General features: G+C 37.6%; 15 protein-coding genes. 14 read left to right on the top strand and 1 reads right to left on the bottom strand.

Annotated features, from left to right (window positions below; all coding sequences use genetic code 11):
• The first annotated feature begins 4 nt into the window (after positions 1–4).
• The 14 genes from era (at position 5) to ACVWNY_RS02525 (ending at position 13,736) form a co-directional block, all read left to right on the top strand.
• Positions 5–904, top strand: coding sequence for a GTPase Era (gene era, locus ACVWNY_RS02460; protein WP_218324250.1), 900 nt, complete (start codon positions 5–7; stop codon positions 902–904).
• 43 nt (positions 905–947) lie between these two features.
• Positions 948–1,733 (top strand): DNA repair protein RecO, encoded by a 786-nt coding sequence (recO, locus tag ACVWNY_RS02465; RefSeq protein WP_218324251.1) that lies wholly within the window; start codon positions 948–950, stop codon positions 1,731–1,733.
• Between the two features lie 117 nt (positions 1,734–1,850).
• Positions 1,851–3,413, top strand: coding sequence for an ATP phosphoribosyltransferase (hisG, locus tag ACVWNY_RS02470; protein ID WP_218324252.1), 1,563 nt, complete (start codon positions 1,851–1,853; stop codon positions 3,411–3,413).
• Entirely contained in the window at positions 3,410–4,687 is a 1,278-nt protein-coding gene (gene hisD, locus ACVWNY_RS02475) for a histidinol dehydrogenase (RefSeq protein WP_218324253.1), read from the top strand. Before hisG ends, hisD begins: the two co-directional genes overlap by 4 nt.
• On the top strand, positions 4,688–5,743 hold the full coding sequence (gene hisC / locus ACVWNY_RS02480; protein WP_218324254.1) for a histidinol-phosphate transaminase: 1,056 nt from the start codon (positions 4,688–4,690) through the stop codon (positions 5,741–5,743).
• Positions 5,743–6,336 (top strand): imidazoleglycerol-phosphate dehydratase HisB, encoded by a 594-nt coding sequence (gene hisB / locus ACVWNY_RS02485; protein ID WP_218324255.1) that lies wholly within the window; start codon positions 5,743–5,745, stop codon positions 6,334–6,336. Before hisC ends, hisB begins: the two co-directional genes overlap by 1 nt.
• 12 nt (positions 6,337–6,348) lie before the next feature.
• On the top strand, positions 6,349–6,972 hold the full coding sequence (hisH, locus tag ACVWNY_RS02490; RefSeq protein WP_218324256.1) for an imidazole glycerol phosphate synthase subunit HisH: 624 nt from the start codon (positions 6,349–6,351) through the stop codon (positions 6,970–6,972).
• On the top strand, positions 6,969–7,691 hold the full coding sequence (hisA, locus tag ACVWNY_RS02495) for a 1-(5-phosphoribosyl)-5-[(5-phosphoribosylamino)methylideneamino]imidazole-4-carboxamide isomerase (RefSeq protein ID WP_218324257.1): 723 nt from the start codon (positions 6,969–6,971) through the stop codon (positions 7,689–7,691). The genes hisH and hisA overlap by 4 nt, the downstream gene beginning before the upstream one ends.
• Positions 7,688–8,446, top strand: coding sequence for an imidazole glycerol phosphate synthase subunit HisF (hisF, locus tag ACVWNY_RS02500; RefSeq protein ID WP_218324258.1), 759 nt, complete (start codon positions 7,688–7,690; stop codon positions 8,444–8,446). The genes hisA and hisF overlap by 4 nt, the downstream gene beginning before the upstream one ends.
• 12 nt (positions 8,447–8,458) lie before the next feature.
• Positions 8,459–9,091 (top strand): bifunctional phosphoribosyl-AMP cyclohydrolase/phosphoribosyl-ATP diphosphatase HisIE, encoded by a 633-nt coding sequence (gene hisIE, locus ACVWNY_RS02505; RefSeq protein WP_454071600.1) that lies wholly within the window; start codon positions 8,459–8,461, stop codon positions 9,089–9,091.
• A 16-nt stretch (positions 9,092–9,107) separates the two neighbouring features.
• Positions 9,108–9,932 carry a histidinol-phosphatase HisJ family protein gene (locus tag ACVWNY_RS02510; protein ID WP_218324260.1) on the top strand — a complete coding sequence of 275 codons (825 nt, stop codon included), beginning with the start codon at positions 9,108–9,110 and terminating at the stop codon, positions 9,930–9,932.
• Between the two features lie 257 nt (positions 9,933–10,189).
• Entirely contained in the window at positions 10,190–11,080 is an 891-nt protein-coding gene (gene glyQ / locus ACVWNY_RS02515) for a glycine--tRNA ligase subunit alpha (RefSeq protein ID WP_218324261.1), read from the top strand.
• A gap of 1 nt (position 11,081) precedes the next feature.
• Positions 11,082–13,157 carry a glycine--tRNA ligase subunit beta gene (glyS, locus tag ACVWNY_RS02520; RefSeq protein ID WP_454071601.1) on the top strand — a complete coding sequence of 692 codons (2,076 nt, stop codon included), beginning with the start codon at positions 11,082–11,084 and terminating at the stop codon, positions 13,155–13,157.
• Positions 13,158–13,307: 150 nt separating this feature from the next.
• Positions 13,308–13,736 (top strand): helix-turn-helix domain-containing protein, encoded by a 429-nt coding sequence (locus tag ACVWNY_RS02525; RefSeq protein ID WP_454071602.1) that lies wholly within the window; start codon positions 13,308–13,310, stop codon positions 13,734–13,736.
• Between the two features lie 42 nt (positions 13,737–13,778).
• On the opposite strand, the gene ACVWNY_RS02530 is transcribed toward ACVWNY_RS02525, so the two are convergent.
• Positions 13,779–14,720, bottom strand: coding sequence for an AEC family transporter (locus ACVWNY_RS02530; protein ID WP_454071848.1), 942 nt, complete (start codon positions 14,718–14,720; stop codon positions 13,779–13,781).
• Positions 14,721–14,761 lie beyond the last annotated feature (41 nt).

Here is a 14,761-nt window from a genome sequence, read left to right on the forward strand (position 1 = left end):
ATTTATGACAGAACATAAATCAGGCTTTGTAGCGATTGTTGGTCGTCCTAATGTGGGTAAATCAACTTTACTTAATCGTTTAATTGGTCAAAAAATTGCGATTATGAGTGACAAAGCGCAAACAACAAGAAATAAAATTCAAGGGGTCTATACAACAGACGATGCCCAAATTATTTTTATCGATACACCGGGAATTCATAAACCTAAATCACGTTTAGGTGATTATATGGTGGAAGCTGCTTATAGTGCGTTACGGGAAGTGGATGCCATCATGTTTATGATTAGCGCTGATCAAAAAAGAGGTCGCGGAGATGATTTCATCTTAGAAAGATTGTCCCATCAAAACGTGCCAGTTTATTTGATCATTAATAAGATCGATAAGGTTCATCCAGACCAGTTGTTGCATATTATTGACGACTATCGAACTCAAATGGATTTTAAAGAAGTCATTCCTATTTCTGCGACAGAAGGAAACAATGTCGATCGGATGTTGTCAGTCTTAGTGGACCAAATGCCAGAAGGTCCGCAATATTTCCCTGATGATCAAATCACTGATCATCCAGAATATTTTATTGTCTCTGAATTGGTTCGTGAAAAAGTCTTAAAATTAACGCGGGATGAAGTGCCTCATTCAGTTGCGGTGGTTACCGATACGATGAAACGGGCTGATACTGGTAAAATTCATATTCAAGCGACTATTATCGTGGAACGAGATAGTCAAAAAGGCATTATTATCGGAAAAGGCGGTAAAATGCTGAAAAATATCGGTACGCAGGCCCGTAAAGATATTGAGAATCTTTTGGGCGATAGAGTCTTTTTAGAACTTTGGGTTAAGGTACAAAAAGACTGGCGTGATAAGAAAACTTATTTACAAGATTATGGTTATCGCAACGATGACTATTAAAAGACAGAGAATTTCTGTCTTTTTTTGATGGGGAGGTGAAAGGATGGCCAATCTAGCAGAAACAAAAGGAATGATTTTATTTACCCGCGACTATAAAGAAAAAGACCAGCTAGTGAAAATATTTACTGAATCGGCCGGTAAGGTGATGTTTTATGCAAAAGGATTACATCGACCCAATAATCCTTTGAGAAGTGCGACTCAGCCTTTTACGGAAGCTATTTATATTGGCAGCTTGAAACAAGAAGGCTTGTCTTTTTTAAACAGTGCGAAAGAGGTACACCCGTTTCGTCAGTTACAAGCAGATATTTTTCTAAATGCTTATGGCACTTATATCTTAGGTTTGGTGGATGCGGCAATCGACGACCATGTCTATGATCCAGCTTTGTATCATTTCACTCATTCGGCTTTGAAATTATTAGATGAGGGTTATGACGGTGAAACCATCCTTAATATTTTTGAGGTTCAAATGATGGCTCGCTTTGGTGTTGGCTTGAATTGGCGGGCGTGTGGTGTTTGCGGTAAGACGACAGGGATTTTTGATTTTTCTTCAAAATATCATGGCATCTTATGTCAGCAGCATTTTGATCATGATCTTCATCGTTATCATGCGGATCCTCGGGGTATTTATTTTTTACGGATGTTTGCCAATTTATCTTATGACAAAATCGGTGAAATCAAACTAAAAGCAGAAACAAAAAAAGAAATTCGCAAGATACTGGATCAATTATATGATGAGTATGTGGGATTGCATTTAAAGAGTAAAAAATTTATCGACCAAATGACTGAATGGGAAGATGTTTTAAAACGACCAGAGAAACCTGAAAATTAGGTTTCTTTTTTTTGGAAAAAATGCTTATTTTACTGAAAAAGATTGACCTTTTCTGCATAAATGATTAATATAGTTTAAACAAAAACTAATTATATTCTAATTTAAGGGGCGAAATAAATGGATCAATTGTGGGATATTTTACTTCCAAAAGAAAAAATTGAATTACAGCTTAGAAAGTTATACCGAGAGCATGGGTTTCGTCCATATCACTTAAATAATTTTGAAGAATATCAACTATATCAACGGAATCTGAATTTCCTAAGAAATACTGGTGTAATTACCTTTACCGGAAATGATGGGCGTACAATGGCTTTAAAACCGGATGTCACTTTATCCATCGTTAAAAATTTACCCAATAATCAACCGCAACGAGTGTATTATGTGGAAGATGTTTATCGTCATGACTCGCAAGCAGGTGAATATCAAAAAATCAATCAAATCGGGATCGAACTAATCGATAAAATCCAACCAAAAGACGAAGTAGAAGTTTTGAAATTGGCTTGGCAAAGTCTATCTTTGGTTGGCGAAGGGACATTAGATGTTTCTCACATCGGTATTTTAGCGGGCATTTGTCAGAAATTTCCTGAGTCTGAGCATGAAAAAGTAGTCGTTGCCATGCGAATGAAGAGCTCCCACGCCATGACAGAACTGGCTGAAAAGAATGGATTGACGAAAGAAGAAAGCGAAAATCTTGGAAAACTTGTCCGAGTAGCTGGTCATTTTGAAAAGAAAATTTGTCGAGCCGAAGAATTGTTGGCAAACTTTCCTGAAAGCTTAGCTAGCTTAAAAGAATTAAAAAATTTATTTGACACTTTAAGTCAGATGGATGACTTATCATCAAATATTCGGATGCGCTTGGATTTTTCAGTTGTGAATGATGCGGATTATTATAGTGGTTTATTGTTTCAAGGGTTCATTAAAGAAGCAAAAGAAACGATCCTTTACGGGGGTCGCTATGATCGCTTATTAGAAAAGGAACATAAGAATCAAGGCGCTGTTGGTTATGGCATGAATCTAAATCACGTGGGAAAAACAGCTCATGAGACCACCGAACAAACAGAGTTTTTAAATATTGCTTTGCCAAAAGGTCGAATGGGAGATGCTATTTATCAATTGCTGACCCAAGCAGGAATTGCAGCAGAGAATATTTTTGAGGACAATCGTAAACTGATATTTGAAGACCAGTTGAATCAGTTGCGCTTCTTTTTAGTGAAACCTAGTGATGTCGCGATTTATGTAGAGCATGGTGCTGCTGACATTGGTGTGGTAGGCAAAGATATCTTATTAGAATCAGAAGCCGATGTGATTGAATTTTTAGATTTAAAAATGGGTGTTTGTAAATTAGCGGTGGCAGCGCATAAAGATTATCAAGAGGATTTTTCACGACCATTGAGAGTGTCCACAAAATATCCTAAGATTACCCGAAAATATTTTGAAAGCATCGGACGTTCAGTAGAATTGATTCAATTACATGGATCAATCGAGTTAGCGCCATTGCTAAACTTATCAGATGTGATTGTCGATATTGTAGAGACAGGAACGACTTTGAAGGAAAATGATTTAGAAGTGACCGCTGATATAGCCCAATCATCTGCCCGATTAATTATCAATCAAGCTGCTTGGCGTTTTAAACAGGAACGGATTCAAAAAGTAATTGAAAATGTGAGGAAACAGCTATGAGAAAATTTGATACAAAAAAAGATGAATACAGTCGAATTTTACAAAGACAAGCAAACGAAACCGCCGATGTTTCCCAAGTTGTAACAAATATTTTGGCAGATGTTGAAAAAAACGGGGATCAAGCCTTATTTCAATTAACCAAGAAAATTGATGGGATTGAATTAACTGCCCTAAAAGTCAGTGAAGCTGAGATGGTAGAAGCGTTAGAAAAAGTACCGGAGAAATTATTGACCGTTTTAAAATTAGCCAAAGAAAAAATCACCTCATTCCATCAAAAGCAAGTTCGTCAAGGATTTGTTGCGACTGACGAGCCCGGTGTCGTGATGGGGCAAAGAATCTTACCCTTAGAAAAAGTTGGCGTCTATGTTCCTGGCGGGACAGCTAGTTATCCTAGCACGGTTTTAATGGATACGATTCCGGCAAAAATCGCTGGCGTAGCTAAAATTGTGATGGTGACACCACCAAATCAAGCAGGAAAAGTTGAACCGGCTATTTTAGCAGCGGCAAAAATTGCTGGTGTTGATGAAGTTTATAAAGTTGGTGGTGCACAAGCAGTCGCAGCTTTGGCTTATGGAACGGAAACGATTCCGCAAGTCGATAAAATAGTCGGACCGGGAAATATTTATGTTGCGACAGCTAAAAAAATGGTTTATGGCAAAGTCGATATTGATATGATCGCTGGACCAAGTGATGTCTTAATCGTAGCGGATGAAAGTGGCAAAGCTAATTGGTTAGCCGCAGATATGATTGCGCAAGCTGAACACGATACGTTGGCTCAAGCCATTTTAGTGACGACCGATGCTGATTTAGCGGAGGCTGTTGAAGCTGAGGTCAGTAAACAATTGGCTGCTTTACCCCGCCAAAAAATTGCTGAAGCTTCATTGAATCAAAATGGTAAAATTATTTTAGTTAAGGATTTAAAAGAAGCCGTGGAAATTGCTAATTTAGTTGCACCAGAGCATTTAGAATTAGCTGTTAAAGAACCTTTTGCATTATTAAGCCAAGTGAAAAATGCCGGAAGTGTCTTTTTAGGTCACCATACACCAGAAGTATTAGGAGATTATCTTGCAGGACCGAATCATACTTTACCGACAGAAGGTACTGCTCGCTTTTATTCGCCATTGTCTGTGGATGATTTTGTGAAGAAAAGTAGCTATTTGTATTATGATGAAGCTGCTTTGAAAGAAGTTGGCGCAGCGGTGGCGTATTTTGCTGAAACAGAAGATTTAGTGGGGCATGCTAGATCGATGCAGCTACGATTGGAGGCGGACTAAATGTCATTTTTAAATCGAAAATATGCCGATTTAGTGCCGTACACACCGGGAGAACAAGTCGATGATACTGAATTTATTAAATTAAACACCAACGAAAGTCCTTTTGAGCCGGCACCAGCAGTTAAACAAGCAGCGGTAACAGCAGCAGTAAATTTGAATCGTTACTGTGATACCAGTTGTCAATCAGTCATCAAACCATTGGCTAAACATTTTCAAGTAAAAGAAAATCAGATTTTTTTAGGTAATGGTTCTGATGAAGTTTTAGCTTATCTTTTTCAAGCCTTCACTGAAGATGGTGTAGCATTTCCAGATATTACTTACGGTTTTTATCAAATCTATGCCAATTATTATCAAACGCCCGCAACGATCATACCTCTTAATGAGGATTTTTCGATTGATTTAACAGCCTATGATGATTTAACTGGTGCAGTGATTATTACGAATCCCAATGCACCGACGGGTATTTTTTTAGCCACAGATGAATTAGTAGCTTTTGCACAGCGCAATCCAGAACGCTTATTGATTGTTGATGAAGCTTATGTTGATTTTGGGGCAGAATCAATGACTCAATTTGTCGATCAATTGCCGAATTTGTTGGTGATTGGTACGTTTTCTAAATCTCGTCAAATGGCTGGTGCAAGACTAGGTTATGCGGTGGGTAATTCGGATTTGATTGCGGATTTAAATAAATTAAAGTTTTCTACCAATCCCTATAATATCAATTCTATGACTCAAGCAGTGGCTGCGGCTGTCTTAAGTGAACCGGCTTATGTGGCAGAAAAAATTCAAACAATTATTGATAATCGTACAGAAACAAAAGCAGCTTTGGAAAAATTGGGCTTTGAAGTAACTGATAGCTATGGCAATTTCTTATTTGCTAAACATCCAAATATTTCGGGCGAAGTTTTATTAAACCAATTAAAAGCCCGTAAGATATTTGTCCGCTGGTTTAATCAACCTAGAACCAAAGATTATTTGAGAATTTCGATTGGAACAACCGAACAAATGGCAGCGTTAATAACAGCTTGTAAAGACATTTTAAAGGAAGTGGCCTGATGAGAACAGCAACAGTCAAACGAGATACGACCGAAACAAAAATTCAATTAAGCTTAAATCTAGATGGCAGCGGAAAACAATCGATTGAGACTGGAGTCGGTTTTTTAAATCATATGTTGGAATTGTTTGTCCGCCATGGTCGCTTTGATTTGGAATTGATTTGTAATGGCGATACTGAAGTAGATGCGCATCACACGACTGAAGATGTGGGAATTGCGATTGCTCGGGCTTTTTCAGATGCTTTAGGCGAACGACGTGGGATTAAACGCTACGGCAGTATGTTACTACCGATGGATGAAGCTTTAGTAATGACGGCAATCGATATTAGTGGTCGTGGTATGGCGGTAGTCGAACTAGAAATTCCTAGTGAAAAAATTGGTTCTCAGTTTGATACCGAATTGGTAGAAGAATTTTTTATTGCTTTTGCTAGAGAATTAGGTGCGAGTGTGCATCTCCATCAAATTGCTGGAAAAAATAGCCACCATATTGTGGAGGCGTGTTTTAAAGGTTTTGGTCGTGCGTTAGGCGAAGCAGTCGCTATCAATCAGGCAGCACCAGATGAAATTCCTTCAACTAAAGGAACAATCGTATAAAGGAGGCACTAAATGTTAGCAATTGTTGATTATGGCGTAGGTAATTTATTTAGTTTGTCTCGTTCGTTAGAATTTTTAGGAATTGAAAATAAAATCACACGAGATGTGGCTGAGTTTGCACAAGCTGACCGGATGATTTTGCCAGGCGTAGGTGCTTTTGGCGATGCAAAAAATAAATTGGATGAATTAAGTTTAGTTCAACCGATCTTAGATTTTGCTGCCAGTGGCAAACCCTTATTAGGAATTTGTCTAGGCATGCAATTATTATTTGAAACCAGCGAAGAATTTGGTGAGCATCAAGGATTGGGTTTGATTCCCGGTAAAATTGTTTCTATGCGAGAGGCTTTTAATAAAGAGAAAATTGATTTAAAAGTGCCGCATATTGGTTGGAATCAACTAGATATTCAAAAAGAATCTGCATTGTTAAAAGATTTTCAACCAGGTCAACATGTCTATTATGTCCACAGCTTTCATGCAGCAGATTGCGAAGCTTCTTTAGTCGCTTCTAGCGAATATGGGATCGAGATTCCTGGAATGGTTCAAAAGGATAATGTTTACGGCACACAATTTCATCCTGAAAAAAGTGGTGACGTCGGTCTAAATATTTTAAAAGCTTTTGCGGAGGTGTCAGCATGAAAATTTTCCCAGCGATTGATTTATTAGATAAAAAAGTGGTCCGTTTATATCAAGGGGACTACGAGCAACAGGAAATTTTCGGCGATGATCCGGTAGCTTTTGCCAAAGGTTTTGAAGCAAAGGGCGCAGAGTATTTACATTTAGTGGATTTAGATGGTGCCAAGGCCGGAAATCTCCATTACTTTGATATTGCCCAACAAATTGCTGAACAAACCAATTTATTTGTTGAAGTTGGCGGCGGTATTCGGGATGAAGAAACCATCAAAAATTGTTTAGCAGCCGGTGTGGATCGGGTGATTTTAGGTACGATTGCTCAGAAACAACCTGATTTTGCTAAAGCAATGGTGGAAAAATATCAAGAAAAAATTGCGATCGGTGTCGATGCCAAAGATGGTCAAGTTGCAGTTGAGGGTTGGCTGGAAAAAACGGATGCAGAAGCTTTTGCTTTTTGTGAAGAAGTCGTCAGTTGGGGAACAAAAACAATTATCTTTACGGAAATTTCCCGCGATGGTACTGGAGAAGGTTTGAACATTCCTTTATATCAAAAACTAAATCAATTAAATTGTGAAATTGTGGCATCTGGTGGTGTAGCAAGCTTAGCTGATATTACCGCGCTAAAAGAGATCGGTGTCAGCAGCTGTATCGTCGGTAAAGCATTATACAGTGGTAGCTTGGATTTGATCGATGTGTTAAACGCTGCAAAGGAGGACGTAAAATGATTGCTAAAAGAATTATTCCTTGCTTAGATGTGCGGGACGGTCGAGTAGTCAAAGGCGTCAATTTTGCTGGCTTAAAAGATGTGAATGATCCAGTTACTTTGGCAAAGTTTTACAATCAACAAGGCGCAGATGAGCTGGTTTTTTATGATATTACGGCGTCATTTGAAGAACGGGAATTATTTACCGATATTTTGCAAGGAGTCGCCTCTGAAGTATTTATTCCGTTGACTGTCGGTGGTGGGATTAATACGTTAGCTGATTTTGAACGAGTATTAAATTCCGGTGCAGATAAAGTTTCGGTTAATTCTGGCGCGATTAAACGACCGGAATTAATACAAGAAGGCGCTCAGCGTTATGGTAGCCAATGTGTCGTTTTGTCGATTGATATTAAGAGAGTTGGCGACAGCTGGCATGTCTTTGCTAAAGGTGGTCGTGAAGACACTGGAATGGATGCGTTAGAATGGATTAAAAAAGGAGAAGCTTTAGGCGCCGGTGAACTAGTAGTCAATAGTATTGACACTGATGGTGCGAAGAGTGGTTTTGATTTGCCATTACTGACCGCTATTAGTGAAATATCTAGTCTACCAATTGTAGCTTCTGGTGGTGCTGGCAATGCTGAAGATTTTGTGGAATTGTTTCAGTTAGACAAGATTGAAGCCGGCTTGGCCGCTTCGATTTTCCATTTTGGCGAAGTAAAGATTCCTGATTTGAAGGAATCTTTAGCTAAAAAACAAATTCCCGTACGAATTATTTAAGGAGAGACAAATATGGCAGAGTTAAAATTTAATCACCACGGTTTGATTCCCGTGGTTGTACAGGATTATTATACCCATGAAGTGTTGACTTTGGCTTATATGAATCAAGAAAGCTATCAATTAACGCTAAAAGACAAGTTGATGACTTATTACTCTCGTTCCAGAAAAGAACTATGGCGTAAAGGAGAAACTAGTGGTAACTATCAACATTTGGTTTCTTTGACTTTAGACTGTGATCAAGATGCTTTAGTGGCACAGGTTAAAAAAGATGGTCCGGCTTGTCATACTGGTGCAGAAAGTTGCTTCAATGAAAGTTTATATGGAGAAAAATCCGGTGACCAATTAGCTGATTTATTTGCTTTATTAAAAGATCGCAAAGAAAATCCTAAAGAAGGTAGTTACACAACTTATTTATTTGATAAAGGAATTGAAAAAATTCTCAAAAAAATCGGTGAAGAGTCAACTGAAGTGGTGATTGGTGCCATGAAAGCTGATACTGAAGAAACTATTTATGAAAGTGCCGATTTAATTTATCATCTACTTGTTTTGTTGGCGGAAACTGGGATAGAATTGAATCAAGTCAAAGATGAATTGGCGAATCGTCATGTTGTTGACAAAAAAAACAAACAAGAAACCATGAAATAAAAAAGGATGGTGCCGGATGTTTATTTCGAATGCCCATACTCACTGTACTTGGTGTGATGGAAAAAATACCCTCACTGAAATGGCCCAAGCAGCGATCGACTTAGGTTTTACTGATTTAGGTTTTACTTCCCACTCATATGCTCCTTTTGATCCAAGTTGTTTAGGAGTTGAAGATGAGTTCGGTTATCAAAAAGCCATCGCTGAAGTCCAGGATAAATTTGCGGGTCAGATTCAATTAAGCACAGGGATTGAACAAGATTATTATAGTCCAGCGATTTTGCAAAATTATGATTATACGATCGGTTCAGTTCATTATTTTCCGCCGCAAGATGGTATTTTTCGCAGTGTTGATGAATCACCAGAAAGCTTGGCTGAAACTTTGCAAACTTTTTATCAGGGTGATGCCTACAAAATGATTCAAGATTTTTATAACAATGTAGTGAAGCACATTAGCAAAAATCAAAATAAAATTGTGGGACATTTTGATTTAATCACTAAATTCAACGAAAAGAATCCATGGTTTGATGCAACTTCTGAGGAATATCAAAAAATTGCCAGTACTGCTTTAAATCAAGTGATTGATGTGATTCAAACCTATGATGGCTTGGTAGAGGTTAACACTGGTGCGATTTCTCGTAACTGGCGTAGTGGTCCTTATCCGCAAGATTTTCTAATGAAAATTTTACTAGATCGCAAAGTGCCGATTATTATTACGAGTGATTCTCATGCGACTGATACGTTAACTTGTTTCTTTCCAGAAACAAAGCAGATTTTAGCAGATATCGGCTTTAAAGAAAGCTATCAATTAAAAGACGGTATTTTCCAACCGATTGCTTTTTAGCGATTGACAAAAAATAGCCAAACCGCTATGATAAATACAATTAAATCGTGCGTTGAGCAAAAAAAGAATAGAGTTTAATCTTTTAAGCGAGTCTGGAAAAGTGGAAGCCAGATAAGAAAACTTTTTGTCGCAGGCATTTGTGAGCACAACTTTAAAAGCTGCCAAGATTTTTCTTGGAAGTAGGGTGGAACCGCGTTGATACGTCCCTATGTCGTCGAGACATAGGGACTTTTTGTTGTTTTAGAAGGAGGAAAAACATGAGTAAATTAACAGTACAAGAAATGATTTTAACCTTGCAAAAATTTTGGTCAGACAATGGCTGTCTATTGATGCAAGCTTACGACACTGAAAAAGGTGCGGGAACCATGAGTCCCTATACTTTTTTACGAGCAATTGGACCAGAACCTTGGAATGCCGCGTACGTAGAACCATCTCGTCGTCCAGCAGATGGACGTTACGGTGAAAATCCCAATCGTTTATACCAACATCATCAATTTCAAGTGGTGATGAAGCCTTCACCAAAAAATATTCAAGAACTTTATTTGGATAGCCTGCGTTTACTTGGGATTGATCCTTTAGAGCATGATATTCGTTTTGTTGAAGACAACTGGGAAAATCCTTCGATGGGTTGTGCCGGTGTTGGTTGGGAAGTTTGGTTAGATGGTATGGAAATTACCCAATTTACTTATTTCCAACAAGTTGGTGGACTACCTTGTCATCCAGTAACTTCAGAAATTACTTACGGTATTGAACGCTTGGCTTCATATATTCAAGAAGTTGAAAGTGTTTATGATTTGATTTGGTCAAATGATGTGAAATACGGTGAAATCTTCAAACAACCTGAATATGAACATTCAAAATATTCTTTTGAAGAAAGCAATCAAGAAATGTTGCTAGAAAACTTTGATAAATTTGAAAAAGAAGCAAAACGTTGTATTGATGAAGATTTGGTTCATCCAGCTTATGATTATATTTTAAAATGTAGCCACACTTTTAACTTATTAGATGCACGTGGCGCTGTTTCTGTAACTGAACGAGCTGGTTACTTGGCCCGTATCAGAAATATGGCGAAGTCAGTCGCTAAAATCTTCGTTGCAGAACGAGAAAAACTAGGATTCCCACTATTAAATCATCAGGAGGTCAAATAAAATGGCGAAAAACTTACTATTAGAAATTGGATTAGAAGAAATGCCGGCCCACGTTGTTTGGCCTGCTATTAAGCAATTTCAAACCAAAGTGGCAAAATTTTTAGAAGATCACAGTCTAACTTATGACACGATTGAAACTTTTTCGACGCCACGTCGTTTGGCTGTCAGAGTCACGAACATTCCTGACCGGCAAGAAGATGTGCAAGAAGAAGTGAAAGGACCCGCTAAAAAAATCGCTCAAGATTCTGAGGGTAATTGGAGTAAAGCAGCAGAAGGTTTTGTCCGCGGACAAGGTCTGACGACTGATGCGATTACTTTTAGAGAAATTAAAGGGGTAGAATATGTTTACGTGACCAAATATATTCACGGTAAAGAAAGTAAAGAAGTCTTGGCTGATTTGGTCGAAGTTATTAAAAGTTTGACTTTCCCAACGATGATGCATTGGGGAACTACTGAATTTGAATACATTCGTCCTATTCACTGGATTGTCGCTTTATTAAATGATGAAGTGATTGAGATGGAGTTACTTGATGTAACATCTGGACGCACCACTGAAGGCCATCGTTTCTTAGGTGACAGCGTGGAATTGGCTAATGCTAATGAATACGAAGAAAAATTAGCGGAACAATTTGTAATTGCTGACGGACAAAAACGGCAAGCAGTGATTGTGGCACAAATCGAAGAGTTAGCTGCAGAAAATAAATGGACATTGGATTTAGATGCTGGTTTATTAGAAGAAGTCACCAATTTGGTGGAGTATCCAACGGCTTTTGTGGGGGATTTTGAAGAGCGTTTCTTATCAATTCCCGAAGAAGTGCTGGTAACTTCTATGAAGGAACACCAACGCTATTTTGAAGTTCGTAATGAAGCCGGTCAACTATTACCACATTTTATTTCAGTTCGTAACGGTAACAATGTGAAATTAGACAATGTCATAAAAGGTAATCAAAAAGTTTTAACCGCTCGTTTAGAAGATGGTGAATTTTTCTATCAAGAAGATAAGAAATTAACGATTGATCAATTGGTAGAAAAATTAAAAAATGTGACTTTCCACGAAAAAATCGGTAGTATTTATGAAAAAATGCAACGGGTGACTGTAATTGCGCAAATTATTGGCAAACAAGTTGGTTTATCTGAAACTGAATTAACTGACTTGAAACGGGCATCTGGAATCTACAAATTTGATTTAGTGACGAATATGGTAGGTGAATTTCCCGAATTGCAAGGTATCATGGGAGAAAAATATGCTTTGTTACAAGGTGAAAATCCTGCTGTGGCACAAGCTATTCGAGAACATTATTTACCAATTTCTGCTGAGGGGGCTTTACCAGAATCAAATATTGGTGCAGTTTTAGCGATTGCTGATAAGTTAGATTCAGTTTTAAGCTTCTTTGCAGTAGGGATGATTCCAAGCGGTTCGAACGATCCTTACGCATTACGTCGTCAAACTTACGGAATTGTTCGTATCATTGAAGATAAAAGTTGGGCCTTTCCATTTGGTCAACTACAAGGCGCTGTGGTGGATGCGATTAATGCAGATGAAGGTTTATTCGGTATTCATTTTAACAAAGATCAAAAAGAATTGATCGACTTCTTTAAAGGTCGTTTACGTCAGCGTCTTCAATTGGAAAATATTCGTCATGATGTCATCGATGCCGTAGTAGACTCAAATCAAGATGATTTCACTCGAATTTTTGATATTGCCCAAATTTTTAGTCAACACACAAAAGATGAATTCTTTAAAGAAGCGATGGAAGCTTTGACCCGTGTCATTAATTTAACGAAGAAAACTGATCAGCCTTTAACAGGAAAAATTGATCCAAGTCTCTTTGAAAATGATAGTGAACGTGAGTTGTACGCAGCGATCAAAGAAGTGGAAGATGAATTTGGCAACCAAAATATGGCTGAGAATTATCAGACCTTGATTGGTTTACGACCAGTAATCGAACGTTATTTCAATGACACTATGGTAATGGTAGAAGATGAAAAAGTCCGCAATAATCGTTTGTTACAATTAAGCAAAATCGCTGATATGGCAAAAGCACTAGCTAGTATTGAAAAAATCATTACTAAATAAAATTGACTGTCAAATTGCTTTGACAATCCCTTGTTTAGTTGAAAAAGATTCTTATTAAGCTGTCAAAAAAACTTTGACAAAGCTTGATGTACAAGACTTTTGGCTGAATAGTTTGAAAATCTTGATTAAAGTATATGTAAGGAGCAAGACATGGAACTTCATGAAAAACTAAAGCAGCATCGAAAAAATATTGGCTTGACCCAAGAAGCAATTGCTGAAAAATTAAAGGTTTCCCGTCAAACTATTTCTAACTGGGAAACCGGAAAGAGTCTGCCAGATATTTATAGCCTTGTTACTTTAAGCGAAGTTTATGACTTGTCCTTAGATGAATTAATCAAGGGGGACGTTCAAGTGATGAACAGTATTAAAACAGAAAAACGTAGCAATAAGGCGCAGATGAAATTTTTATTATTTGGTATTTTAGGGGTCATCTTAATTATTGGAAACTATTTAATCGGTAGTAATTACAATAGCCATTTAGCTGATTTTTTTAATGGCATGGGTTATGGTATGACTGCCGCTGCAATAGTTTCAATGGCGGTGATTCGCATCATTGCTAAAAAAGCCAAAAATAAATAAACGAAAGGTCCGGCAAATTAAGTTTTGCCGGACCTTTATCTTTTATAAAAGTAATTTCAATAATAGTGGAATATAAGCAAGATAAAGTAACACTGAATAACCCAGTGCCGAAGCAGCATATTCTTGATCGCCACCATAAGAACGAGTCAGGATCGGTACCGAATTTTGTACCGGCATCGCCGATTGTACGATAAAAACTTGTAGCATTAAAGTAGGTACTTCAATAAACTGACCCAGTCCCCAAACAATCAAAGGAGAAAGAATAAAGCGACCGATCAAGACGCCGATAATATCTTTATTAATGGTTAAATTCTTAATACCAACATTATAAACGATGATGCCAATGATAAACATCGATAAAGGCGTAGTTAAATTCCCTAAATAAGTCAAGAAAATTTCAGCTGAAGCAGGTACTTGCCAGCTTAATAATACCCAAACCAAACCGATCCCAAAACCTAATAGCGCAGGAGAAAAAATCTTTTTTAATACCGGCAGCAAATGAAAATTGACTTTAGCCTGCTGGATGTTGGGATTATCCCGGGCGATACAATAAATGCCAATCGTCCAAAAGATGGTTGTATTCACAATATAATATATCAAAACATTCGGTACCGCTTTTTCACCAAAGATCGCTAAGTTAATCGGCAAGCCAATAAAAATTGTGTTGGAACAAGTAAACATTGTAGCAAAAGATCCTTGTCGACTAGGAGTAATTTTAAAAAGCTTGATGTAGATCCAACTGATTAAAAAGGTGATCAGCATCGAGACCAAAGGAATAATTGCGCCATGGATCAAAGCTAAAAATTGATCGTGGGTAAAATTACGGGTAATCGTTAAAAACATATTGGTAGGCAACGCAATCGTTAAAACCAATTTTGAAAAAACATCGCCAATTTGATTAGAGAACCATTGTTTGTAGGTTAAGAAATAACCTAAGAACATTAAAGCAAAAATCATTAAAATATTTATATATGCAGACAACATGTTATACACCTCAAAAATACTATACACAAAAAAACCTGCTT

The organism is Enterococcus sp. JNUCC 77 (assembly GCF_054819945.1).

Coding starts and splice junctions, on each gene's coding strand:
- era (WP_218324250.1), top strand. CDS start 5: ATGACAGAACATAAATCAGGCTTTGTAGCGATTGTTGGTCGTCCTAAT.
- recO (WP_218324251.1), top strand. CDS start 948: ATGGCCAATCTAGCAGAAACAAAAGGAATGATTTTATTTACCCGCGAC.
- hisG (WP_218324252.1), top strand. CDS start 1,851: ATGGATCAATTGTGGGATATTTTACTTCCAAAAGAAAAAATTGAATTA.
- hisD (WP_218324253.1), top strand. CDS start 3,410: ATGAGAAAATTTGATACAAAAAAAGATGAATACAGTCGAATTTTACAA.
- hisC (WP_218324254.1), top strand. CDS start 4,688: ATGTCATTTTTAAATCGAAAATATGCCGATTTAGTGCCGTACACACCG.
- hisB (WP_218324255.1), top strand. CDS start 5,743: ATGAGAACAGCAACAGTCAAACGAGATACGACCGAAACAAAAATTCAA.
- hisH (WP_218324256.1), top strand. CDS start 6,349: ATGTTAGCAATTGTTGATTATGGCGTAGGTAATTTATTTAGTTTGTCT.
- hisA (WP_218324257.1), top strand. CDS start 6,969: ATGAAAATTTTCCCAGCGATTGATTTATTAGATAAAAAAGTGGTCCGT.
- hisF (WP_218324258.1), top strand. CDS start 7,688: ATGATTGCTAAAAGAATTATTCCTTGCTTAGATGTGCGGGACGGTCGA.
- hisIE (WP_454071600.1), top strand. CDS start 8,459: ATGGCAGAGTTAAAATTTAATCACCACGGTTTGATTCCCGTGGTTGTA.
- ACVWNY_RS02510 (WP_218324260.1), top strand. CDS start 9,108: ATGTTTATTTCGAATGCCCATACTCACTGTACTTGGTGTGATGGAAAA.
- glyQ (WP_218324261.1), top strand. CDS start 10,190: ATGAGTAAATTAACAGTACAAGAAATGATTTTAACCTTGCAAAAATTT.
- glyS (WP_454071601.1), top strand. CDS start 11,082: ATGGCGAAAAACTTACTATTAGAAATTGGATTAGAAGAAATGCCGGCC.
- ACVWNY_RS02525 (WP_454071602.1), top strand. CDS start 13,308: ATGGAACTTCATGAAAAACTAAAGCAGCATCGAAAAAATATTGGCTTG.
- ACVWNY_RS02530 (WP_454071848.1), bottom strand. CDS start 14,720: ATGTTGTCTGCATATATAAATATTTTAATGATTTTTGCTTTAATGTTC.